The sequence below is a fragment of the Streptomyces sp. SAI-170 genome (genome assembly GCF_049739565.1).
Classification (GTDB): Bacteria; Actinomycetota; Actinomycetes; order Streptomycetales; family Streptomycetaceae; genus Streptomyces.
In genome coordinates, this window is record NZ_JBMGQD010000002.1 from 51476 (window position 1) to 73791 (window position 22316).

General features: G+C 69.5%; 29 protein-coding genes. 15 read left to right on the forward strand and 14 right to left on the reverse strand.

What is annotated here, in order from left to right; genetic code table 11:
* The first annotated feature begins 64 nt into the window (after positions 1 to 64).
* The 6 genes from RKD23_RS39545 to RKD23_RS39570 all read left to right on the forward strand — a co-directional run bounded on the left by RKD23_RS39545 (position 65) and on the right by RKD23_RS39570 (position 3851).
* Positions 65 to 862 carry an aminoglycoside phosphotransferase gene (locus RKD23_RS39545; RefSeq protein ID WP_424858486.1) on the forward strand — a complete coding sequence of 266 codons (798 nt, stop codon included), beginning with the start codon at positions 65 to 67 and terminating at the stop codon, positions 860 to 862.
* Complete coding sequence (locus tag RKD23_RS39550; protein WP_424858487.1) at positions 859 to 1158, forward strand: GntR family transcriptional regulator; 300 nt, start codon at positions 859 to 861, stop codon at positions 1156 to 1158. Before RKD23_RS39545 ends, RKD23_RS39550 begins: the two co-directional genes overlap by 4 nt.
* Positions 1159 to 1241: 83 nt before the next feature.
* Entirely contained in the window at positions 1242 to 1586 is a 345-nt protein-coding gene (locus RKD23_RS39555) for a hypothetical protein (RefSeq protein ID WP_424858488.1), read from the forward strand.
* A 102-nt stretch (positions 1587 to 1688) separates the two neighbouring features.
* A complete protein-coding gene (locus RKD23_RS39560; RefSeq protein WP_424858489.1) occupies positions 1689 to 2264 on the forward strand; it encodes a hypothetical protein in 576 nt (191 codons plus the stop codon).
* Positions 2265 to 2619: 355 nt separating this feature from the next.
* Complete coding sequence (locus tag RKD23_RS39565) at positions 2620 to 3120, forward strand: hypothetical protein (protein ID WP_424858490.1); 501 nt, start codon at positions 2620 to 2622, stop codon at positions 3118 to 3120.
* A gap of 77 nt (positions 3121 to 3197) precedes the next feature.
* Entirely contained in the window at positions 3198 to 3851 is a 654-nt protein-coding gene (locus RKD23_RS39570; RefSeq protein WP_424858491.1) for a class I SAM-dependent methyltransferase, read from the forward strand.
* A gap of 71 nt (positions 3852 to 3922) precedes the next feature.
* Here the strand turns inward: RKD23_RS39570 and RKD23_RS39575 are convergent, their stop codons facing one another.
* On the reverse strand, positions 3923 to 4066 hold the full coding sequence (locus tag RKD23_RS39575) for an ATP-dependent DNA ligase (protein ID WP_424858492.1): 144 nt from the start codon (positions 4064 to 4066) through the stop codon (positions 3923 to 3925).
* Positions 4067 to 4499: 433 nt separating this feature from the next.
* Here RKD23_RS39575 and RKD23_RS39580 point away from each other — a divergent pair, with 433 nt between their 5' ends.
* The 5 genes from RKD23_RS39580 (at position 4500) to RKD23_RS39600 (ending at position 7032) form a co-directional block, all read left to right on the forward strand.
* Positions 4500 to 5252, forward strand: a complete 753-nt coding sequence (locus tag RKD23_RS39580; RefSeq protein ID WP_424858493.1) for a hypothetical protein — start codon at positions 4500 to 4502, stop codon at positions 5250 to 5252.
* The gene (locus RKD23_RS39585) at positions 5249 to 5851 is read left to right on the forward strand and encodes an exonuclease domain-containing protein (RefSeq protein ID WP_424858494.1); all 603 of its coding nucleotides are present in this window, start codon (positions 5249 to 5251) and stop codon (positions 5849 to 5851) included. The genes RKD23_RS39580 and RKD23_RS39585 overlap by 4 nt, the downstream gene beginning before the upstream one ends.
* A gap of 190 nt (positions 5852 to 6041) precedes the next feature.
* Complete coding sequence (locus tag RKD23_RS39590; RefSeq protein ID WP_424858495.1) at positions 6042 to 6197, forward strand: hypothetical protein; 156 nt, start codon at positions 6042 to 6044, stop codon at positions 6195 to 6197.
* Between the two features lie 16 nt (positions 6198 to 6213).
* A complete protein-coding gene (locus RKD23_RS39595) occupies positions 6214 to 6588 on the forward strand; it encodes a sulfatase-like hydrolase/transferase (RefSeq protein WP_424858496.1) in 375 nt (124 codons plus the stop codon).
* An 18-nt stretch (positions 6589 to 6606) separates the two neighbouring features.
* Positions 6607 to 7032 (forward strand): NUDIX domain-containing protein, encoded by a 426-nt coding sequence (locus tag RKD23_RS39600; RefSeq protein WP_424858497.1) that lies wholly within the window; start codon positions 6607 to 6609, stop codon positions 7030 to 7032.
* 168 nt (positions 7033 to 7200) lie between these two features.
* Here the strand turns inward: RKD23_RS39600 and RKD23_RS39605 are convergent, their stop codons facing one another.
* From RKD23_RS39605 to RKD23_RS39630, 6 genes are all read right to left on the reverse strand, one after another.
* A complete protein-coding gene (locus RKD23_RS39605; protein ID WP_424858543.1) occupies positions 7201 to 7854 on the reverse strand; it encodes an HNH endonuclease family protein in 654 nt (217 codons plus the stop codon).
* Between the two features lie 401 nt (positions 7855 to 8255).
* A complete protein-coding gene (locus tag RKD23_RS39610; protein WP_424858498.1) occupies positions 8256 to 8555 on the reverse strand; it encodes a hypothetical protein in 300 nt (99 codons plus the stop codon).
* Positions 8556 to 8614: 59 nt separating this feature from the next.
* Positions 8615 to 9238: a hypothetical protein gene (locus tag RKD23_RS39615; protein WP_424858499.1), complete on the reverse strand. Its 624-nt coding sequence runs from the start codon at positions 9236 to 9238 to the stop codon at positions 8615 to 8617.
* 4 nt (positions 9239 to 9242) lie between these two features.
* Complete coding sequence (locus RKD23_RS39620) at positions 9243 to 9884, reverse strand: sigma-70 family RNA polymerase sigma factor (protein ID WP_424858500.1); 642 nt, start codon at positions 9882 to 9884, stop codon at positions 9243 to 9245.
* 2 nt (positions 9885 to 9886) lie between these two features.
* A complete protein-coding gene (locus RKD23_RS39625) occupies positions 9887 to 10087 on the reverse strand; it encodes a hypothetical protein (RefSeq protein ID WP_424858501.1) in 201 nt (66 codons plus the stop codon).
* 471 nt (positions 10088 to 10558) lie between these two features.
* Positions 10559 to 11566, reverse strand: a complete 1008-nt coding sequence (locus tag RKD23_RS39630) for a DNA polymerase Y family protein (RefSeq protein WP_424858502.1) — start codon at positions 11564 to 11566, stop codon at positions 10559 to 10561.
* Between the two features lie 97 nt (positions 11567 to 11663).
* On the opposite strand from RKD23_RS39630, the gene RKD23_RS39635 reads away from it, so the two are divergent.
* Positions 11664 to 12254 (forward strand): DUF6233 domain-containing protein, encoded by a 591-nt coding sequence (locus tag RKD23_RS39635; RefSeq protein WP_424858503.1) that lies wholly within the window; start codon positions 11664 to 11666, stop codon positions 12252 to 12254.
* Between the two features lie 491 nt (positions 12255 to 12745).
* Here RKD23_RS39635 and RKD23_RS39640 read toward each other — a convergent pair whose 3' ends face one another.
* Positions 12746 to 13165 (reverse strand): hypothetical protein, encoded by a 420-nt coding sequence (locus RKD23_RS39640; protein WP_424858504.1) that lies wholly within the window; start codon positions 13163 to 13165, stop codon positions 12746 to 12748.
* Positions 13166 to 13235: 70 nt separating this feature from the next.
* Complete coding sequence (locus RKD23_RS39645; protein WP_424858544.1) at positions 13236 to 14192, reverse strand: SDR family NAD(P)-dependent oxidoreductase; 957 nt, start codon at positions 14190 to 14192, stop codon at positions 13236 to 13238.
* Between the two features lie 126 nt (positions 14193 to 14318).
* Here RKD23_RS39645 and RKD23_RS39650 point away from each other — a divergent pair, with 126 nt between their 5' ends.
* Complete coding sequence (locus RKD23_RS39650) at positions 14319 to 14909, forward strand: TetR/AcrR family transcriptional regulator (protein WP_424858505.1); 591 nt, start codon at positions 14319 to 14321, stop codon at positions 14907 to 14909.
* A 187-nt stretch (positions 14910 to 15096) separates the two neighbouring features.
* Here RKD23_RS39650 and RKD23_RS39655 read toward each other — a convergent pair whose 3' ends face one another.
* Complete coding sequence (locus RKD23_RS39655) at positions 15097 to 15738, reverse strand: nucleotidyltransferase domain-containing protein (RefSeq protein ID WP_424858506.1); 642 nt, start codon at positions 15736 to 15738, stop codon at positions 15097 to 15099.
* A 447-nt stretch (positions 15739 to 16185) separates the two neighbouring features.
* Between RKD23_RS39655 and RKD23_RS39660 the strand changes: the two genes are divergently transcribed.
* Entirely contained in the window at positions 16186 to 16395 is a 210-nt protein-coding gene (locus tag RKD23_RS39660) for a DUF6207 family protein (RefSeq protein WP_424858507.1), read from the forward strand.
* Positions 16396 to 16435: 40 nt separating this feature from the next.
* On the opposite strand, the gene RKD23_RS39665 is transcribed toward RKD23_RS39660, so the two are convergent.
* Positions 16436 to 17419, reverse strand: a complete 984-nt coding sequence (locus tag RKD23_RS39665) for an RNA ligase family protein (protein ID WP_424858508.1) — start codon at positions 17417 to 17419, stop codon at positions 16436 to 16438.
* 301 nt (positions 17420 to 17720) lie between these two features.
* Here RKD23_RS39665 and RKD23_RS39670 point away from each other — a divergent pair, with 301 nt between their 5' ends.
* Entirely contained in the window at positions 17721 to 18410 is a 690-nt protein-coding gene (locus RKD23_RS39670) for a hypothetical protein (RefSeq protein WP_424858509.1), read from the forward strand.
* An 80-nt stretch (positions 18411 to 18490) separates the two neighbouring features.
* Here the strand turns inward: RKD23_RS39670 and RKD23_RS39675 are convergent, their stop codons facing one another.
* The 3 genes from RKD23_RS39675 to RKD23_RS39685 all read right to left on the reverse strand — a co-directional run bounded on the left by RKD23_RS39675 (position 18491) and on the right by RKD23_RS39685 (position 21928).
* Positions 18491 to 19057 carry a YrhB domain-containing protein gene (locus RKD23_RS39675; RefSeq protein WP_424858510.1) on the reverse strand — a complete coding sequence of 189 codons (567 nt, stop codon included), beginning with the start codon at positions 19055 to 19057 and terminating at the stop codon, positions 18491 to 18493.
* A 649-nt stretch (positions 19058 to 19706) separates the two neighbouring features.
* Positions 19707 to 20297, reverse strand: a complete 591-nt coding sequence (locus RKD23_RS39680; protein WP_424858511.1) for a hypothetical protein — start codon at positions 20295 to 20297, stop codon at positions 19707 to 19709.
* A 197-nt stretch (positions 20298 to 20494) separates the two neighbouring features.
* Positions 20495 to 21928: a hypothetical protein gene (locus RKD23_RS39685; protein WP_424858512.1), complete on the reverse strand. Its 1434-nt coding sequence runs from the start codon at positions 21926 to 21928 to the stop codon at positions 20495 to 20497.
* Between the last annotated feature and the right edge of the window lie 388 nt (positions 21929 to 22316).

Below are 22316 nucleotides of genomic sequence, written 5' to 3' on the forward strand. Positions count from 1 at the left end.
ACCCGACTGCCGGGGCCCGCGCCCGTGCGCGGCCCCGGCGCCCCGACCGCAACAGGAGAGTCCCTTGCCCACCGAGCGCCTGACCCAGCTCCCGGACGCCGTGCGGCGGCTGATCGAGAAGGTCAACGGCCCCGTGGTCGACGTCGGCACCATCACAGCGGGCCTGAACAGCGCCGTCGCCGCCCGCGTCCGCACCGCCGACCGCACGATGTTCGTCAAGGGTCTGCCCCTTGACCACCCGCGGGTGTGGACCCAGAAGCGGGAAGCGCAGATCGCCCCGCACGTCCGTAGCATCGCCCCGAAGCTGCTGTGGCACATCGAAGAGAACGGCTGGAGCCTCCTCGGCTTCGAATACGTGGAAGGCGGCCACGCCGACTACACGCCCGGCTCCCCCCACCTGCCCACCCTCATGGCCACCATGACCCGGCTGGCCGACGTGCCGGCGCCCAGCTTCGAGCTGAAGACGATGCCGCACCGACTGCGGACGTACGTCGACGACCCGGCAGACCTGTCCTGGTTCGCCGGGAACGCCCTGCTGCACACCGAGTGGAACCCGCACAACGTCCTCATCACCGACAGCGGCGCCCTGTTCGTGGACTGGGGATGGGCTTCCCTGGGAGCCGCCTGGATCGATCCCGCGCTGTGGCTGCTCTGGCTCATCTCCCACGGCCACACCCCCGAACAGGCGGAGAACGCCGCTGCTGCTCACCCGGCGTGGAAACTGGCCCCGACCACAGGCCTGGACGTCCTTGCCCGCGTCCAGCAGCGCGTGTGGAACTCGATCGCCGAGCAGAGCGAAGACGACTGGGCGAAGCCCATGCAGAACGCAGCACAGGCCTGGAACGAGTACCGGCAGCCGTGACGAAGCCAGTGCACATGGCAGCGGAACTCCTCTACGCAGAGGTCTGCCATCTCCCGCTCCAGCAGCGCGGGCAGGCGAATCGGGTCTACCGGGGACTGCGCGAAGCAATCATCTCCGGAGCCATTCCGCCCGGTGTCCGCCTCGTGTACGGCGACCTGGCAAGCGGCTACAAGGTGGGTCGCCCCATAGTGTCGGCCGCGCTGAACGGGCTCGCCCGGGAGGGCCTGGTCCGTCGCGAGCTGATGAGAGTGGCAGGAATGGTGCTGGTGCAGGGGCCCACGCACGACGGCTCTTGACGCAGGCGCAGCTGAAACGCACGCACGCCTCGGCTCACCCCGAACGGCCGGCTCGTAGTACCGGCCCTGATTCAAGGAGAGATATGACCACCGCCACCCTCGTTCAGCAGCAGGCAGAGCTGATGGAGGAACTCCACGCGGTTCTGCAACGGCACCCGGTCGGAGGGGCCTTCCGGCTGCTGTATGCGCCGCAGGAGCTGGACGTTCCGGCGGGCACCGTGCTCGTGCAGAAGCTCAACCCCGAGACGGGTGTCGTCGAGCTGCATCCGCGCGGGCTGTCCGAGCTCAGCAACGCCGACGTCATGCACGAGGTCCTCGACCCCTCCGACCAGGCCCTGCGCTACTACGCGAACCAGGCGCAGGCCTCCTACTGCGCGGCGTCCACCCGGCCCGACGGCTCCACCGGCCACCTCTACATGGACATCTAGGGGGGCAGACACGCGATGGATGCGCGCACGGTTTGCGAGTCTGTCGGCACGGCGTCCGCCTTCCTCAGGGGTCTGGGGCCCCTGGCCCTGGCTGGGACCAGGGTGAGGCCGGAGCAACTGTCGTACTACGCCGGGGCGTTCGATCCGTTATGGGTGGAGAGCCTGTACCTGCCGGTGGCCGACGGCCTGCGGCCGGGCCAGACAGTGGCCCTGGTCGACGGCCCTGACTTCCACCGCGAGGCCGACCCGGCCGAGGCTGCCCGCGCCTACGGGGAGCGGCCGCGCACCCGGGTCTACGAGAGCCTGGATGTCCGCAGCGACGGCTGGTGGAGCCTGGCCACGCTGCACCTGGCGGGGATGCTGCGCCGCCGGGTGATCTGCACGGCGTACGAGTCGCAGGCCGGCGACTCCAACCTCGGCGCGCACGACGATGCGTGGCTCGGCCTGATCGTGCAGATGCGCGGCACCAAACGGTGGACGATCTGGCCGACCCGTGACCATCCCCCCGAGGACGTGGTCATGCGCACCGGGGACGTGATGATCCTCCCGCAGGGCATGACGCACCAGGTCAGCACACCTGAGGAGCCGGGCCACTCGCTGCATCTGCTGTTCGCCGTGACAGACGAGCCCATCTCGTCGGCACCTGGGCCGGCAAGGTCCGCAGCGGGTGCTGCGTAGACCGGCCCCGGCGGTCTGACCGGCCGAGGCTCCGCTCCCTCGTCTGTCCTTGCCTGGTGAGGGAGCGGTCACCATCCGCCTCCGGGCCGGCGCTGGGCCCCATGCCCGTGACGGAGCCCGGCTCGGAGGCGCACGGACCTCACCGCGCGCGGCCGTATCTCCAACCCCGCCCATCCGCGCAGGTAGGGCCCCATGCCGACCGCAGGGGCAGGGTCGCATCCAGACGCCCGTTTCGTCGGAGCGCTGCAAGCCTCTGGCCAAACGGGTCCCAAGCCCCCGCCCCAGGTCCCCACCCTGGACAGGTCGAGCCTGGGGCGGGCCTTCGTACGGCACGACAACTCAGAAGGGACAGTTCATGACCGTCGCACTCGAACGACCCGCGGGCACCCGTACGCGGGACCCGCAGGAACTCCTCAACGCGGTCGCCTCCCACATCACGGAGTTGACGGTCAACGTCTTCGACTCCGGCATGAGCCTGTGGGACCGTGAGATCGCGCTGCTGCTCCGGGACCACACCATGGTGCGCGACATGGCCGAGCGGATCCTCGGCAACGCCGTCATGTACGTCATGGGCTCCATCGAGAACCCCGACCAGCACCTCGGCGTCGGCAAGCTCGTCGACATCGGCGTGCACCAGCTCATCCTCGACACGCCCGTCTGGTGGGGCATCTGCCGCCTCTACAACGGCGGCCGGTTCAAGCACCACGCCCCGTTCATCGAGCGCCGCAGCGACGGCCTGTGCCTGCGCACGGGCGACTTCCTTCGCGCGCAGGGCTGGGCCATCGACGAGGAGCTGTGGGCCATCGACGGCGCGGACTGCTCGCCGTGCGACGACAAGGTCCCCGACAGTCACTGACACCGCTACAGTCGCCCCTGCCCTCACGCACCCCGGAGGGCGGGGGCTCCCTCGCACCTACGACCAGAGGACCAGCAGTGCCCGTACCGCACGACATCCCCGCCGAGACCGAACTCTGGGACACCTACGCCAAGAGCGCGTTCGACGCCGAGGCAGAGCCCTCGTTCTGCTGGACGCAGTACGCCGGCCACGGCCCAGGGCCGAAACTCCTGAACTCACCGGAGTCCGTTCTGGAGATCGGCTGCGGCACGGGCCGCGCCCTGGCCTACCTTGCCCAGCAGGGCGTGAAGGCAACCGGCGTCGATCTGTCGCCCCGCATGGCGCAGCTGGCCGGTGAGCGCTGGGCACCGCTCGGCGTGCGGATCGAGCAGGCGGAAGTCCTCGACTGGCTCGCCGCGGATGAAGACCTGTACGACGCGGTGTACTCCATCTTCGGCGCGGCCTGGTTCACGGACCCGTCCCGCCTCTTCCCCCTCGTGCGCAGGCGCCTCACTCCGGGCGGGGTGTTCGTGTTCTCGCAGCCGCCCGCGATCCCGGGCGCCTACGGTCCGCAGGGCATGTACAAGGGTGGCTTCGCCGGGAAGGCGATGTTCACCTACCGCTACAGCTACAAGCCTGCGGTGTGGGAACGGCACCTGCGACGCGCTGGCTTCGCCACGGCTGAGGCGCTGGTGCTGGACGCTCCGCAGGAGGGGCACATCGGCACCCTCATCGTGCGCGCCAGCGCCTGACCCACAGGTCGGCCCCGTCCGTCTGCCTCCCCCGTGGCGGATGGGCGGGGCCTTGGGGCTGCGGCTGGCCCTCACGGTCGGTTGACCATCTCGGGCGTCAGGTCGCCGCGCACCCGCCGGACACGGGGGCCGTGCCGGTAGCGGCCGAACTCAAGCCGCTCCTGATCAACCTCGATCTCAACCACCACCTCAGGCACCACGGGCAGGTAGCGCACGTGGGCCGCGCCTGGCAGGCCGCCGACTATACCGGTAGCTCTCGCATGCCGGTGCCGGTCGCGTGCAAGAGCGACGCGACCGCGCTTCGCAGCTGATTCCCCAAGGGAAGGCTCACCCTCACCGCCCGCATCCGCGGGGATGAGGTTTTTGACCTTGCTCGATAAGGCCCAATGCAACATCGTGACTGGCGCTCAGTTGGCGGGGGAGATGGACATGACCAGTCGCACTAAACGCGCATAGGCCGGCCCCCGGCTCCCGCATCCAGGCGTCACCTCACATGCCGGGCGGCTCCCCCGGCTTGTGGACACGACCGCGATGTCGCCGGCGTCGGCGCCCTCCAGCTCCAGGCGGCGTCGATCGACCGCACTCTCACCTCGCAACTCGCTGGCGTCGGCGCTCGGCTCGTCGTAGGCGACCGCCGAGGCCCTCTTGGTGCCGTCAGCGTCGGTCCAGGTCACCCACTCGGGCATCGACGAGGAGCGGATCGAACCGGTCAACTCCTCGATCGCCGCCGACAGCCTGCGCATGCTGTTCGAGCACGCCGACCGCTACCGGGTCATCCACTACTGGCGGCCCATCGTCCCCGGCCTCAACGACTCCGAGCAGCACATCGAGCAGGCCCGCGAGCTGTCGCTGCACGCGCACGCCACGGTGTTCACCGGGCTCTTCTTCCGTGACGAGATCAGGGCCTATTACGACGCTCACGGCATCCCGATACCGTACGACGCCACGGCACGGCGGAAGATCATGCCGGAGGGAGCGGAGCAGCGGATTCTCGACGCCTTCAGCGCAGCACGTGCTGGCTCGAAGCCGTGGGGCGTGCTGTTCCGCAAGACCAGTTGCGGCGTCGCCTACGCCCATGGGGAGGCCGACTACAACGGCCACTATGGCATCCGGGAGCTCTGCGACATCTGCCCGTCCCAGCACGTCGCCCTGTGCGCGGGGGCGTGGAGGAAGCCCGACCTGGACGAAGTCACCCGCGAAGCGCGGGCCGTCGGTGCGGTCGGCGCCGTTGAGGTCACTGACCGTGCCATTGTCGTGGAGGGACTGGACGAGCCGCCCCGCTACTTCCTGCAGCACGGGTTCGGCTTCCAGTGCCACGACCGGAGCAAGCCCCACTACTACCGCCAGCACGGCCGGGCCCCCATCGGCTGGGAGGCGGAGGACGGACCCGACACGCCATGAACCCCGCCACCTTTCCCGCGCTGCTCGTCGTCGATGTCGAAGGCAACGGCGACAATCCTCCCGACCTCGTCGAAGTCGCTGCGCTGCCCGTTAGGGACGGACGCCCCGACAAGAGCACCGCGGGCTGGTGGCTGACCCGCCCCGAACGCCCCGTCACCCCCTTCGCCGCCCGGGTGCACGGCCTGACCAACGCCTATTTGGACGACAAGCCGGGATGGGCCGACGTCGAAGACCAGGTGCGCGCCTTCCTCGGAAGCACCTGGATCTGCGCGCACAACGCGCACACCGACTACCGCGTGCTCAGCGCGCATCTGCCCGGCTGGGAGCCCGCCGGCGTCCTGGACACGCTCCGGCTGGCCAGGTGTGCCTTCCCCGACCTCGGCAAGTACACCCTGGACAAGCTCATCGAGCACGTGAAGCCCGACCTGAGTGAAGCCCCCGGCACCCGGCACCGAGCCACCTTCGACGCCTTCGCCACGGCGCAGCTCCTCATCAACATGGCCTCCCGCTACGACACCTGGGATCAGCTGGTCGCCGCGGCCGTGCCGCCCGGCCTGCCCGGCGCCCCCGAACCAGAAAAGGACCCCATCCTGTGGTGACCACCCCTTCTTCGCCGGTCCGCATCGGCGTACTCGGCGCCCACTCCACGGGCAAGACGACACTCCTGAAGCGCATCGAGATGGAGCTGCGCGGACACGGTCTCGCCGTGGCTCGCACCGGTCGGCTGGGCAAGCGCGCCGCTGCGGCCGGACTGCCGAAAATGGAACGGCACACGGCCGAGTCCACCGAGTGGATCATCACGCAGGGCATGCCGACGAGATCAGTGTCCTCGCCGCAGGGGCCGAAGTGGTCCTGGTCGACCGGGCCTCCTACGACGCCATCGCCTACTGGCGCGCCGCGCTGGAGTTACGCGCCGAGCAGGCCCCCCGCCTGGAGCAGGAATGACTTCGTGTTGCCGGGCATGTTCCACGAAGCGCACTGGCGACCTGAGTTCTACTCCCCGGTGCCCGACTCGACCCGCCATCAAGTTGCCCAGGCCTTGGACCGCGCCGACCATTACGCCGGCCGGCGCCCGCTGTTCCTGTTCGTCAACGTCAGTGCGACGCATGTTCCGCACGGCCACTACCTGGACTCCAGCCAGGACACCGCAGCCTCCCAGGCTGCCGCCCTCGCCTATGCCGACACGCACCTCGGCCGCCTCCTCGACGGCCTCGCCGAGCACGGCCGCTGGATGGTGATCTTGTGCGCCGACCACGGCGACGACGGCTACCACGGGCGCGGCATCGCCCACCCTGCCGTCTTCAACGTGCCATACGCGGCGTGGGTGCACGGCTGACCGCTACGCTCGTCCACCGTGAGCGAAGACGCAACGCCTGATGCCTCTGTGGTTGTAGCCCGCGACGCCGACGGTTGGGTCGCAGTTCTGAGCAGCGCCTTCCCCAACCACGGAGGCGAGTACCTCTTCCTGCCGGGCGGCCGCTTCGAGCCTGGCGAGTCCACGCTCGACTGCGCGCGCCGAGAACTGCGTGAAGAGGCAGGCGTCACCGCCCGACAATGGCGCCCTCTCGGCTCGTACGCGATCACCCTCAGTTCCACCGCACGCGTCCATCTGTTCGAAGCCGGCGAGCTGACCATCGGCCGGCAGGAACTCACCGAGACAGAGCACGACTTCAAGCTCACCTGGCGCCCGATCGAGGAAGCGATCGAAGCAGCCCGCGACGGTCGGTTCCTCCTGCCCGCTGGTCCGCTCGCCCTGCTTCTCGCCGCCAGCCGTTCCTGACCAATGCTGCGTCTGATCCGTGAGCGGTGCTTTGCCATCCCGATGGGCCCCGATCGTCCGCCCCGGCGGATGGACGGGGCTTCGCCACGTCCTGAGACATCGTGAGCCTCGGAACAGTTCTTCCGCCCGTGACCGGGGCTGTGGGTGCCGGCGGCGCGATGGTTCGCCTCAGCGGGCGAGGGTGACCTCGACGGGCGCGTTCGGACAGTCGGCCAGCAGGTCGCTGAGTGTGGCCTGTTCGGCCTTGTCGATGGTGAGGCTCCAGCGCGTCTTGATGGCGACCCAGTCGGTGGCGTACGTGCAGCGGTAGCCGGCCGAGGGTGGCTGCCAGGCGGCCGGGTCCTGGTCGGCCTTGGACCGGTTGGAGGTCGCGGAGACGGCGATCAGAGCGCGGTCGTCGTCGAGGTCGTTGGCGTAGGCCTCGCGCTGCTTCGCGGTCCAGGCGGAGGCGCCGGAGTCCCAGGCTTCGGCGAGTGGCACGAGGTGGTCGATGTCGAGTGGGCGGGCGGCGGTGAAGTAGGTGTCGTCGTACGGCGAGTACCAGGAGCCGCCGGTCAGCGCGCAGCGTGCGCCCTGTTCGGGGTCGGTGACGGCCTCGGCGAGGAGAACTTCGTTGCGGGTGGAGCAGCCGTCGCGGTCGGCGTCGGTCCAGTGGCGGAAGGCGTTGCGGCTGTAGCCGGTGCGGTCTTCTTCCTGGACGGTGAGGTGGGCGAGGGCGTCCCTAACGGGCAGGGCGAGCGTGGCGCCGGGCTCGGCTGCGTGGGTGGTGGTGGGGGTGAGCAGGGCGGTGAGGGCGGAGCAGATGGCGGCCGCGCTGGCCATGCGGCGGATTCGCACGCGAGCGTTCCTTTCGAAGATCACGAACAGTGTTCGTGATCTTCGTAGCGGCCGGCCGCTCGTCCTGTCCGGTGATCCACGCACAACTCACCTGGCCAGGTGGTAAGTCACACCGGTTGCGTCGTGGAGACCGGGGCTCGTCTGGCCCGGCGTCGCAGGTCTCACTGATGGCTGTCTCCTGGCGCTCTGTTGGTCTTTCACGGAACTGGCGGTCAGGTGCGGCGGGCGGCAGAGCACCGGAGCTCGTCGTGCTGCAGTGCCGGCGGCGCCGCCCGGCGACGCCTGCTCTCATGCTGCCCGGCTACGGTCATCACGCCAGGACGGCGCTGTCCGGGAGCGTGGCTCCTGGGCAGCGCCGTCCTGGCGTCATCGGTGCTGAGGCTGGGTCAGTAGCGGAAGCTTGCCTGATGCGCCCGGATCTGAATCGTGACGGGAGTGATGGGTCGGCTGCCGTCCTGCGGAAGGAGTTGGAGCGGTAGGTTGCGGACAGCTCCGACGGCATCGGTCATCTGCGCCTGGTCTGCGCTGTCGACCGCGTCGGCCTGCGCTCGGAACAGTCCCTCGGCTTGATCCCACCCCGCAGCAGGAGTGAAGTGGCATATGAACCAGGGCTGGTTGATCTCGGCGAGGGTGAGGGTGCCGAGAAGAGTCTGCCCGTTCTTCAGTTCCCATGAGCGCGAGACCACGGTGCTCCTTGCTTGAGGGGTTGGTGAGCGGGGCCGTCCGGCTCGGGGCGTGGGGTTGGTCAGCAGGCGCCGGCGAGTTCCTCGATCTGGTCGGCGAGGCGGTGGTCGGGGTGGTGGAACTGAGCGCCGGCGACTTCGTCGACCTTCAGGCGTTCGACGGCTTCGCGGAGTTCCTGGGTATGGCTGTCGAGTTGGCGGCGGCGTCTGGTCGGGGGGGTGAGGTGGATGTCGGTGTCGAGGGTGAGGGCTTGGTGGGCCCAGTGGTCGGCGTCTCTGAGTTCACCGCGGAGCAGGTGGAGCAGGTGCAGGCAGTAGGCGGCGGTGGCGTTGCCGGCGCCGGCGGCGAACTGCCACCACCACATGGCGCTGTCGGGTTCCTGGGCGAGGTTGAGCAGGCAGCCGAAGTAGAGGGCGCCGTCGGCGTCGAAGAGTTCCTCGGCGATGTGGGCCAGGTGCGCGGGTGCTTCGTGGCTGTGGAGGAGTTCGACGGACAGTGCTTTCAGCTCTGCTTCGGCACGGTCGAGGCTGGTGGGCAGGTGTCCTTGGGGGGCGGGGCGGGCGCCGAACATGAGGGCGGCGGTGACGTCACGGACGACTTCCTGGCGGAGGTCGTCGAGGTCGTCGTCGGTGATGGGGTCCACGAGCTCGGCCTGGTCAAGGATCTCGTCGAAGCTGCGCGGCACGGTCTTACTCCTTCTCCTCGTCGTCACCGAGGTCGATGCCGAGTTTGGTGGCGATCCGCTTGCGGGCCAGGCGACGGTGGGTTCTGACGGTGCCCGCGCTGATGCCCATGATGTTGGCGACCTGCTTCGAGGGATAGCCCAGGACGTATTGCAGGATCATGACGTCGAACTGGCGCTCCGGCAGCTCTGTTATGGCCGTGTAGAGGCCGATCGGCGAGTCCAGGACTGCGAGCTGCTTGCGCATGCTCTCCAGCGTGGCACGAACGGCGTCGTGGGCGGCGACGGTTCGCGCATTGCCTGCCGGGGCGGTGCTGCGGCCGTCGGCGGTGGCGGTGAGGTTCATGCGCATGTGGATCTCGACGCGCATCTTCAGGATCCGCCATGCGTAGGCTTCCGGGCCGCCCTCTTCGAGGAGGACCGCGGGCCAGTTCAGGGCGAGATGGGTGTAGAGGCGGCGCACGACGGCCTTGGCGGCTTTGATGTCGCCCAGCACGGTGGTGGCGTAGCGCAGCTGGGGCCGGGCGTACATGCGGTAGAAGGCGTCGAGGCTCTCCGGCATCTCGTAGTGGATGCCCTGCAAGGCGTTCAGTTCCTCGAAGGAGGTGGGGAGGGTGTGCTGGGCATCGCTCTCCTCGGGCGTGGTCATCGCTAGGCCTCCCCGTCCCGGGCGGTGAGGGTCACGGGGGCCTCGGTGGTGGTGGGGAGGGTGGTGTGGTGGTGCAGCAGTTCGGCGACACCGAGGCGGGCGCCGGCGCGCAGCAGGCGCCGCATGCCTGCTGCGGCATCGGGGAGGAAGACGCGCAGTGCGGTGATGACCGCGAGCAGCGCGAGCAGTTCGTTCATGGTCACAAGGACCCCTGTTCCTTCCATTGAACGCAGCGTCAACTCCCCCTGGCCAGTGGGGTTATGAGCTGGAGGGCACCTCCTTGGGCTCTCGAGGGGCAGCATTTCGGATCACCGGGGGGAAACGCTCAGGGGCCTGCCGACCAATTTTTCGACACACCGTGATCGCGTAGGCACACACAGGCACACGCCTGCCGCTCAGTGACCGCTCCGACACCAGGCGTGATCAGGGCAAACGCGGTGACCCTGCCCTGCGGGAGTCGGGAGTTCAGACGGAGAACACCCGCCCGCCACCTCGAACACTGTGGCGGATGTCACACCAAGTGAACGTTTCACCAATGAGTCACCGGCAGGCGCCCAGGCGTGTCCCTGCGGGCGGGGCCGCGGCGGACCGCAGGGGCGGCGCGAGGGCGTCCGCCGCCGCTACTGACGCGCCGTCACGTCCTGCCGGCTTCGGGGCGCGCCGGGCGGGAACGCCTATGAGGCGTGGCGGAATGCGGCGGCGGGGCCGATGACGCGGGGACCGAATTTCTCGCGGACACGGTCGACCGTCTTCTCAGCGGCGAGGCGGGCTTCGCGGGTGGTGTCGAGGCTGATCTGCTGCGTGACCTGGCCGGCATCGATCAGGTCCTCGCCGCGCAGGGTGATGCGGGTCAAGCGGCCGCGCTGCAGGCCGGCGGCGTCCATCAGCCGGTAGGCGAGGGTGCGCAGGTCGTCGTCGTGCGCGGACGGCTCGACGAGGCGGCGGGTCTTCTCCCAGCTGCCGCCCTGGGCGAAGGTCAGCTGCAGGGTCAGCGCGCGGGCGGCCTGGCCGCGGCGGCGCAGCAGCATCGCCAGGTCGACGACGAGCCGCAGGAGGGCTGTGCGGACGGCGGCGCCGTCGAGGACGTGCGGGTCGAAGGTGTGGCAGACGCTGAGGGAGGCGGGCAGGGCGCGGGGGATGACGGGCCGGGGGTCGATGCCGCGGGCGCGGTCGGCGGCGAGGCGGCCTGCGCGCCCGCCGAGGAGGCGCTGCACCGTTGCCGGGGACACCGCAGCGAGCAGGCCGACGGTGTGGATGCCGTAGTCGTGCAGGATGCCGGCCTGCCGGGAGCCGATGCCGTGCAGTGCCTGTACGGGGAGCGCACCGAGCCAGTCGGCGACCTGGCCGGGGCCGACGGCGAGGACGCCGCCGGGCGGTGCGATCTGCGCGGAGGCGGTGGCCGCGACGGTGATCGACGGCCCGATTCCGACGCGTAGGTCGACACCGAGACGGGAGATCGCGCGCACACGCAGCACTTCGCCCAGGCGGCGGGCGTCGGCGTGGTGGTAGCGCAGGGCGCCCTTGAGCTCCACCAGGGCGGCGGACGGCGGCAGGGCCTGCACGACCGGGGACAGGCCGGCGAGCAGTTCCAGGACCTGCCGGTAGGTCTCCTGCGGCAGCCGGTCCGGGCACCGTACGTGCATCACGGTCGCCGGCCGCTGCCCCCGATCGTTGCTGGTCATCGCCCCGACACCTCCTCCCCTCACAATATCGAACGATAATTCGAACACGCGAGGGCGCGAGACGTGGATCATGTGCATAGAATCAAAAATGTGTTCGATGACCTGCCGCCTGATCTGGAGCGCCTGCACACCCTGCGGGTGTGGCACGCGCTGTGGCTGCGCCGCATCGACGCACAAAATCGCCGCCGTCCAGCAGCGGCAGGCAGAACAGGAGCACGGCCGCCGGGTGCGGCCGGCGCCGCCGCAGTGGCTCGTCGAGCTCGGCATCGGTGCGGGCCGCCCGCCGGTCCGGGTCCATGCCGGCACCTGCCACATGGCAGGCAAACGGCGCCAGGCCGTCAGCCAGGAGGAAGCCCGCCGCCTGCTGGCCAGCGGGCTGCGCGCCTGCACCCACTGCGAACCCGACGTCCAGCTGCGCATCATCGACTTATCCGCGGCCGACCCCACCGCCCGTCACGCGGTCAACCTCGGCCGCCGGGTAACGGTCGCGAAGGAGCTCGGCGAGGCGCGGATTGATCTCCACGGCGAGGTGACGGCCGCGTCCGGCGAGCCTGCGCTGGATCTCTGCGGTGAACGGCCCTGTTCCGGGGCCCAGTTCCACGACGACGGGTTCCCCGCGTTCCGGGATGGCGCACGTGACGGCGCGGGCCAGATGCCGGGAACTGGGCGCGATGGCACCGATGTGTGAGGGCGAGCGCATCCAGTGCCCCATGAACAAGGCCGCCTCACAGTGGCGTGGGAGGTCCGTGGTGCCTTGATTGGTGTCGGTCATGTGGTTCCTCTGCATGCGTGCGGATGCCGGTGCACGGACTGATCCCGGCCAGGTCAGTAGGCCGGCAAAGGCAAGGGAGCCGCGGCCTTGCCTTCGCTCCGGAACCTGGGCGCTCGACGTTCACGAAGTCAGTGGCGGCGAACGTGGCGGTGAGCGGCATGCGTACGGCGGCGGGCGACGGTGGCACGGCGGATGGACCCGACCACGCCCATGCCTGGCATCCCCAAGAACGTCGGCTGACGAAAGTGCCGCGCCGTCGCCGGGCGGCGCGGCACGCTAAGCCGTCGGGACTGCATCGACGTGACATCGATCAGCACGTACTGCCACGTCGGCGATCTTGTGGCCGGGTCCTGTCGCCTCGCTGACTGGCGAGCGCACCGCGGGCGAGGCTCGGGCAATGTGCTTCGTCAGCCGGCCAGGATCACGGAGGCGACCGTCCGCCATCCCGCGTCGGTACGGGCGGCCAGGTAGAGCACACGGACACGCTGGAACTCCCGCCCCTGGCTGTCCTGGCGCGCCCAGGTCACCTCGATCTGCGCGGCCCGCTCGTTGAGCACGCGCACCACCGGGTCGAGGGCCTTGCTGCCCCCGTAGTCGGCGTCGCGAAGTGCGCCGAGCTCGTGTGCGAGTCCCTGGGAGAGCGCATCGGCGGAGGTGAGAACGGTGTGGGCCGTCCCCGTGGTCATGCTGATCGGCACCGAGAAGTAGTCGAGGAGCGGCGCGGGATCGGTGCTCCCCTTTGCTGCCAGTGCGATGAACGTCTCGACGTAGCTGTCGAACCATGCCTGTGCTTCGTTCGCGACGGCGGCCAGAGCGGTGTGCGTCATGATTTCGTGACCCTTCTTGCGGAGATTTCAGATGCGGGTTTCTTGGAGGGGAGTGCGCGTTGCCGTTGTGTCACCGGTTCGCGAACGCGTTGGTGCCGGTCAGCTGAGCGGACAGGGTCCACAGGCGTGCGGCCTGTTCGTGGTCGACCGCGTAGGGCCTGACTCCGGGTGCGTCGTCCTGGGAGAGCGGGGCGATGTCGCAGTCGTCCAGGTAGACGCCGCCGGTGTGGGCCAGCTGCGGGGAGGTGGCCGCCCAGACCTGGGTGGCGGCACCCTGTTCGGGGGTCTTGAAACTGGGGGCCGTGTTGCCCTGGTCGTCGATCCAGCCGAAGGCGATCATCTCCTCGCGGGTCATGTGCCGCTGGAGCGGGGTCATGACGGCACCGGGGGCGACGGCGAAGGCCCGCACCTGGTGCTCGCGGCCGAGGGCGTCGAGGTGGACGGCGAACAGCGCGATCGCGGTCTTGGACTGTCCGTAGGCGACGGCCTTGTCATAGTCGTTTGCGAACATGACGTCGTCCCAGCGGATTGGCGAGTAGCGGTGTCCGGCGGAGCTGAGCGCGACCACGCGTGCGCCGCCGTCGGCTGCCAGGGCGGTCCACAGCCGGTTCGTGAGTGTGTAGTGGCCCAGGTGGTTGGTGGCGAACTGCGCCTCCCAGCCGGGTCCGAGGCGGGTCTCGGGCAGGGCCATCACGCCGGCGTTGTTGATGAGGATGTCGATGCTGCGGCCGCTTGCCAGGAACTCGTCCGCGAAGGTGTGCACGCTGGCCTGGTCTCCCAGGTCGAGACGGCGCACCTCGACCCCGTCCACTGCGGTGAAGGCTTCCACGGCCGCTTCCGGGCGGCGGACGGCTGCGACGACGCTCGCGCCGGCGCCCCGCAGGGCGCGTGTGGTCTCCAGCCCCAGTCCGGAACTGCCGCCGGTCACGACGGCGAGCTTTCCGGTGAGGTCGAGGCCGGCCAGGACGTCGGCCGTGGTGCTGCGGGCCCCGAAGCCGGAACCGATGGGCTGCTGTGCTGTCATGATCGCCATTCCTTGCGCGTGGAGCGTCAGGGTCAACGCCGTAACCGGGGAGTTCCCCGGTTAGCCATCACGGTAAGCGGGGAACTCCCCGGTTGTCCAGATAGACTGGTCACGACGAAGGGAACAGCTTTGACCGCCAAGCCGAGCGTGTTGCGCGCCGACGCCCGCCGCAACCGGGAACGCATCCTCGAAGCGGCCGTGCGCGCCTTCTCCGAGAAGGGCCCGGACGTCGCGATCGACACCATCGCCAAAGCCGCGGGCGTCGGCTCGGCCACGCTCTACCGCCACTTCCCCACACGCGAGGCACTCATCGAGGCGGCCTACCGCAACGAGCTGGCCCGTGTCTGCGACAGCGCCACGAACCTCCTCGCCGACCATGCACCGGACCGGGCGATCCGCCTGTGGATGGACGACTTCATGGACTACCTCACTGCCAAGCAGGGCATGGCGGACGCACTGCGGGCCGCGGCCGCATCCGGTGCGGACCCCTTCGCCGAAACCCTCGACAAGCTCGCCACCGCCCTCGGCACCCTGCTGCACGCCGGTGCCGACGCCGGTCTCCTGCGCCCGGACATCGACCCCTTCGATGTCGGCTTCAGCCTGGCCGGCATCGGGCTGATCACCAGCGCTCCCGACCAGCGCGAACGGGCCGGACGCCTCCTCGACCTGCTCCTCGACGGCCTCCGGTACGGAGCGGACGGATCGGCATCCAGCTCGTGACCCGGCATTGGCCGCGTCCCCGCCGGCTGTGTGACGTCAGCGGTCCAGCAGCCCCGACCGCGTTGCGGAGCGCGAGCCACTGACACGGGTCAGGAAATGTGAAACAGGCACTGACGAGGCCCCGATATGCACCACTGCGCCGGCTTCTCCCAGCGCTAAATGCGCGAGCCCACTAATAAGGCGCTGGCTACAGGTCCGCAATCCAGGGGTGTCCCGGGTGTACGCAGGCGAGTAGCTCGGCCAGGGTCTGGCGCTGAGCTGAGGTCATGTGGGGGACGGTCGCCTCGAAGTCTGTTTGATACTTTCGGCGGAGGTGCTTGGCCTTGAATAGCAGGACCAGTTCGGGTACCAGATACGGGATGCCGTTCTGGGTGTGATGAATGATGCTGCTGTAGGGAAGCCGGATCCTCTCGTCGCGTCGGCAGATCCAGGTGTCGCCGTTGTGCGGTTCGCGGAACACGTCGAGCAGGTAGTTTCCGGTGGCCGGATCGCGGAGCCATGTCTGATGTACGGCGGCCAGCACCTCTGGTGTGGCGTCCTCCCAGATCCGGCCGCTGCCGACCGCGTCGAAGACGTAGCCGGGGAAGCGATCGCGGACTTCTGGAAAGCTCGTGGCCGGAATCGCGATCTCGATGTCTCCATGAGCGCGCGTCTGCTTGCCGCGGAACAGGTCCAGCGCCCAGCCCGCAGCCACGTACCAGGGCGTGCTGATCCCCGCCAGCTGCTGCGCGACCTCACTCGGGGTCCAGCAGAACGACCACCTAGCAGGGAGGGCTTCGATCTCGTCGGGTGACAGCTCGATGCCCCCGCTGGGTAGTTGCTCGCTCACCGCAGGAATCTATCAGCGGTGTCGAAGGTTCCTGGCCCTGGAGTCGTACGCCACTGGCGATCACACAAAGTCGCCAGTCGATTGGACTCCTCAGCGAACTAGCGACAGTTGAATACGCGAGCCCATCAGTACCGGTGCCGTACCTCTGCGCGCAGCCATGCTGCCGAGCCTCACCCGAACCAGTGATAGCGCCACATGTGTTGCACCAACTACCTTGGACGAATCCGGCGCTGAGCTGCATCGATCGCGCTCCCTTTGCCTCGCGCCACACAATCTCCCCCAGAGAACCCGCTGTGCCAGTGGTGTCTGCAGGCGGCGCTCGCGCAGTGGGGCCCCGGCGCCCGCTACGTCAACACGCGCCCCTGACCTACTTCCGCCGGCACCCCGTCCGGATGAACAGACACCGGCCGGCGAACCTGCTGCGCCGTCCGGCACGTCATGCCGGCTATGAGGAAGATCAGTGATGTGCATGTGGCAGAGGCGGGGCTGGCCGTGGTGGAGGTAGCGGCTGCTGACGAACAGACTGCGTTCGCCGTGCAGAACCTGCTCGCCGCGTACTGCGCCGTCGCACCGGCCGACCGCACCTTCCACGAGCCAGGCGAAGCGGGCGTCCGTCTGCGCTTCTTTATCGACCTGCACCAAGAACCAGGCCCGTAGTACTGCGCACGCCGGCCGCAGCACCACCCCGCGCAGGGTGTCAGAACCCGGGCACATCCGCCGGACGCAACTCGGTCCGCAGGCGCAGGAAGCGCACCGGGTGGCGGTAGCGGCCGCCGTCCATGGTGGTGTCGGCGACGAACTCCGCGACCAGATCCGGCTGCACGGGGTGGTACTCGAGTTCGCCGCGGGTTCCCCACCCGATCGCGAAACGGCGGCCGTGCCACGGATGACTTGGGCCGCCGGGGGACAGATGCTGGGTCACGAGACGGCGAGCGGCGGTGGGCAAAACGGTGGTCCGCGCGACCAGCCGCAGGTCCCCGCCGGTGTCGTAGCGGCCCAGCAGCAAGGTGGCCGGGGCCGCAAGAGAGCCGGTCACGCCGCCGATCACCGCCTCGGACGTGATGCGGGAGCGCACTTTGATCCAGGCGCGCTTGCCCGGCAGATAGGGCTGCTCGCGTCCCTTGAGCACCACACCCTCGATACCGACCGCTCCCCAGGAAGGATCCAGCCACTCCTGCGCCTGTGCCCGGTCCTCGGTGGCCGGGCACAGGGTGAACGGGGCCGCCAGGACGCCGTCGGCGAACAGGCCCTCCAGGACGGCCCGCCGTTCACGGTAGGGGCGGTGCAACTGTTCTCGGCCCTCGGTCTCCAGCACGTCGAAGAGGATCAGATAGGCGGGGTGATCTGCGGCCGCCAGGGCGGCGCTGCGGCCACGGCGGCGGGCCCGGTGCTGCAGTCGGCCGAAGTCGAGCCCGCCCTCCCCCGGCACAACGAGCTCACCGTCCACAACCAGCTGCCGCTCGCCGAGCCCGGCCGCCGCGGCCGCGATGTCGCAGAACGCCGCCGTCAGATCCGCGCCCTGCCGGGACTGCACCATCACCCGGCCAGGACGCGCGAAGACGATCACGCGGAAACCGTCCGGCTTCTGCTCCGCGACCCAGCCGCCCGGCAGCGCCTCATCCGGGGGCAGCCCGCGCCAGGCCTCGGCCAGCATCGGCTCGATGGGGGGTGTCAGCACCACGCTCTACAGGTACGCGCCACGCCACCAGCCCAACGCCAGGCGCTCCGAACAACCCTTGACAAACAACCCAACAGCGCACCGCCCGCGGACGGGGGCCGTCCTGCCGCCTCAGGCCGAGGGTGTAGCCCGCACCGACGTGCGGGTCCTTGGCCGTATGTTGCGTACGCGCAAGCAGGCAAGGGGGTGAGTCCCTGCGCCTCACTTGCCGATTCTCCTGCCGTAAATGCGGCTCGGTCGGCGGTCCACAACGTTCGACTCGTGCTGTGGGCATACGTCCTGGCGGAAGGTCTAGAGTCGGCTCGTGGACGGCAACCCATGGTTCGTAGTCGACGACCCTCAGGAGGACGGCGATGAGCCCTGGGACTTCGATGCGGGCGAGCTGGTCTTCATCTCCGCCCTGCAGGCCAGGGCTGCCTCCTGGCGAGTGCCGCTGACATACAGCAGCGTCGGCCGACCTGAAGACGACTCATCGCTGCTGGTGCACGTCTCTCTCAGCGACCATGAGCGGCGCCTGATACTCGGCGAATGGGCGGTGCACTTCCACGGCACGTATGTGCGTGCCGGCAAGGTCTGCGACCAGCTCTTCAACCTGCACGAAACACCCGAGAGCGGCTTCCTCTGCGCAAGCGGAACAGCGGAACAGCTCGCCGAGCAGTGCGCCACATGGTTCGAGACCGTCCTGAGCAGACCAGTGATCCGTATGGAGTGGCTCCATGCGGGCAGCGCCTACGCGATGAGCTGGGCCTTCGCAGACACCGCAGAAGCCCTGGCAAGCAGCGTCAACCACGCCAACGCCCCCGCGCCGTACACGGGATGGTGCACCCCCCGTGTCCCCCACGACCGCTGCACCTTGGTCCGCAGTGCCTTTCGACCGCAGACAGGCCCCCACGCGCCGCTCTGCCCTCACGAGCATGCCGGCCCCGCAGACCGACCGGTGCCGTCGGAGCCAGTACCTCAGCACTCCCCTGCCAGACGAAGACGCCGGCGCTAGGGCCTCGGCCCCAGAAGCTGAGCCAGTACCGAACTCGTGACATCCAGAACGGGTCAGCGGTGATCTCGACTCCTCGCCTGTCAGAAACCTGCATCAACGCCGAAGGTGTGTACGGCGAGCACACGGTCGACGGGGTTCACAAGCTCCTGATGAGCGATGGCCAGGAGCTCAGTGGGCACTTCACCTTCGAGCAGCCCGGTCACGTAGGCGAGGGCCTGCACCGGGGAGAGCCCCGTGACCTTACGGCGAAGCACACGGACAGCAGCCACGCGTCCGCCCGTTGCGTCAGCTACAGCTCGTAGCTCGTCGTGGAGATCATCCACCGCAGTGCGGACCGGCAGTCCTCGGATACGGCCGCGGTAGTCGTCCTCCCAGGCCCCTGCGATCGCGGAGAGAACGCCGATGGAGTGGAGCCCGCCATCGACGCGGTCGACCAGATACGGGCCGTGTCCCACCAGCATCGCGGCCGGATCACGCGTTCGCTCATACTCCTCGGACTGGACATAGACCTTCCAGACGAGCTCATGCTCGACCACCCGCGCAACCACGCTGCGCGGGCCCGGCTCGACGCTGGAAGCAGCCTGCGCCTGCAGGCCACGCTCCAACTCTTCCTCAACAATGCGTACCGCGTCATCCCGATCGATCACGGCCGCAGCATCACCCAGTACGTCACCCCGCCACCAGGGATTTTCCCGCAACCACACTCTCTCTCATGCACATACCGGAACCATCTGCGCCGACCGTCACGAACATATCCGCCGCAGTCGGTCTCCCCAGATCCTCATCAGCGCCACCGTTTACACCGCAGGCAGCCTCGCGGTCGGTGGCCGACATCGTCTGTTGTCGTCGGTTGCGGCCCGGGGTCAGCGCTTGCAGGTGAGCCGGCCCAGCGGGAGCAGCACACCGTCCCCCGGCCACATGGGCCGCTTGGCCGCGGCCGCTGGGGCGATGGGTGTTCCCCGGGGGAACACCCTGTCTCCGGAGCAGAGCTGACGACACGCAAGTACGGCCACCTCTGTGCCGGGGTGCCGGGCCGGGTGGTCCGCCTGTTCCCCCAAGGGAGCACTGGAATCCGGCCCGGCTCCACTCGCGCGGCACGCGGCCAGCCCATCGGCCCGCCGCGCACAGAGCGACACGGGTCCCCCGTCTCCCGCCGCGTGCTGCGCTCATCCCTTGGGTGGGCCGACCTTGCGCCGGTGGAAGAGTCGGTGCAGCAGGCGCCGCAGGTCGGCCCAGACTGCTCGCGGTTCGTATCCGAACACCGCCTGCCCCCTCATCCTCAATGGCTGGCGGGGATCAGGGCAGGTGGCGCAGCGGTGGGAGGAGTGCGTCTCCCGGCCACAGGGGCCGCTCGGCTGTGAGATCGGTGAGGAACTGGCCGGCTTCGTCCAGGACTGTGGCGCGCTCCGCTGGCCCGTAGGTGATGAAGGCGCGGGTCGTGGCGTCGTAGGCGCGGACGTGGCTGTGCGGGCCGGTGCACACCAGGGCGCGTGCGGTCGTGGACAGGCCGAGGCTGAGGGCGTCGCAGCGTTGGTTGCGGACCAGGTGCATCAGGTCGGCGGTGACGCCTTCCCAGTCGCCGGTCTTCGGCCAGTCGGCGCCGCCGTTCAGTTCGTGGGTGAGGGTGGCCAGCGGGACGATCTCGCGGGGCTGGCGCCCGCGGGTGAGGAGGGCGTGGATGCGGACGCCGTCGGGCTGGCGCACCAGCGGGTGCAGTAACGAGTCGGCGGCCACGACGGTGGTGTTGATCTCCTTCGTGCCGGGGCCGGGATGGTAGGGCTCGTGCGCGAAGAGCAGGTAGACATCCGCGCTGCGGACGGCCGCAGTGGACTCAGACTCGGACTGGAGCTCGGACTGCGGCTGCGCCGCCGGCTGGGGGCAAGACATGAGGACGGTTCCCTTCAGCGGTGAGTTGCGGGGTGTGGGGCCAGGTGTCGTCTGACGGAAGGCTGGCGAGTACGGGCCCGGGTGCCGCCAGGGCTCGCGCGTGTGGTCCGCGCCAGCGACGCTGTCGTCGGTAGCGGAGTCTTCGGGGCGTTGGTGGTGCGCGGCCAAGGTTGGCGGTGGTGTGTGGGGCGTCTGTGTCACGGGCTGCTTCCTTGAAGGTGGTCGGTGAAGGTGGAGGCGCACGTGGTGCAGCGGCCGTCGCCGTCGGGGTGGGCGCGGCGGGGAGTCGGCCCTGGGCAGGTGCGGCATGGCGGCCAGCCCAGGCAGGCGGGGCACAGGTCCTCGCCGGGGACGGTTGTGGGGACGCCGCAGCCCGCGCATTCCACAAGGGCCCGGTAGGCCACGGCCTCGCTCACCGTGCGGGCGACGCAGGAGGCGGTGGTGGTGGTTGGGCGTGGTGGCGGCTGCGCCCACGCGGGCCGGTCGTGGTCGTCGGGGCAGGCGGCGGTGGCGGGCGGTGGGTAGGCCTGGGCGGCGCGGAGCCGGGCGGCGATGATCGCACCGACACTGGTGCGGACCGGGCTCGGCAGCGGGCGGTCGCTGATGACGTGGCGTAGCTGCTCGCGTGTCCATCCGGCCTCGAGCATCGCGGTGACGGTGCGTCCCTGCTCGGTAAGGACCTGGTCGGTCAGCAGCAGTTCGGGGTGTTGTGCGCCGATCGCCAGCAGCAGGCGGACGCCTGGGTCCAGGTCTGCGGGTTTTGGTGCCGTCCGAGCCGGCCGGGCTTCGGGGCGCGGTCGCGCTGTGCGGGCGCGGGGAGGGAGGGGTCTGGTGTTCTGCTTGTTGGTCTTCTTTCTGTTGGTGTTCTTAAGGGGCCGGTCAGCCAACGTAGGGTCATCCACTGGTGGAAAACCCGACTCTGGTTGCGACCTGCTGTTGTGCAGGGCGGGCAGGTCGGTGATGACGTACGCGGCGGGACCGAGCGTGCCGTCACGCTCCCGCTCGCGGGCCCGGACGAGGAAGCCGTGCTGCTGTAGTTCCTGCAGCCCGCTCTTGACGGCCGCCTCGCCGTCGCGGCCGCGGCGGGCGAGGTCGGCGATCGTCACCTGCCAGCCGGTCCGGTGCGTGGAGAGCAGACCGAACAATCCCTTGGCTTTGAACGACAACCGGGCCTCGCGGAACAGGCCGTTGGCGATCTGTGTGAACTGATCGGAAGCCATCACACCCCGGCGGATCCCCGCCTCGAACCCGCCCGCGTGCCCAGCGGGAGGGTCCGCGATCACCGAGTCGGCTTCGATCAGCGCGCTGTCCACCAGGGTGGCCGGGCGGTCGGTGATGCAGTAGACGATCTCGCCGAGGGTGCCGTCCGGGCGGCGTAGGCGCTCACGGATCAGGTAACCGCGCGCCTCCAGCTCCCTCAGCCCGGTGCGGACCGCTTCCCGTCCGTCCGGACCCACGCGGACGAGGTCGGCGATCGTCACCTGCCAGCCGGTCCGGTGCGTACTGACGAACCCGAAGATCCCCTTTGCTTTGAACGACAACTGGGAGTCACGGAACAGCGCGTTGGCGACCTGGGTGAACTGGTTCGCCGCCATCACGCCCCGGCGGATCCCCGCCCCGAAGCCGCTCACCACCACTGCCCCGGCGCCGGCCACGCACCGCGGCCACGGCCGAGCCCCCGGCTCGCCGAGACATGGCGGCCGGCGGCCTGGGGCGTGCAGGCGTGCATGTGTTCCATGCCGACAGCTCACTCGCCGGCCCCGACCAGGCTGACGGCCACCAGAGCCGACCATCCGTCACGATCGGGCAACGCATACGCCTGGCTGCCGTGGTCGGGCTCATGGTCGGGGCGACCACGCGCTCGCAGCCGGGGCCTCGTGCGGAGCACGCCGCCGGATTGCGCATCGCCGGACGGGCGGTTGCGCAACGGGGCTGCGCAACCGGTCGAGGGCCGTGCGCAGTCGGGTGGTGCCGAGCGGTTGCGCAGTCCGCTCGAGGCTTCCTGATCTTCTCGTGGGG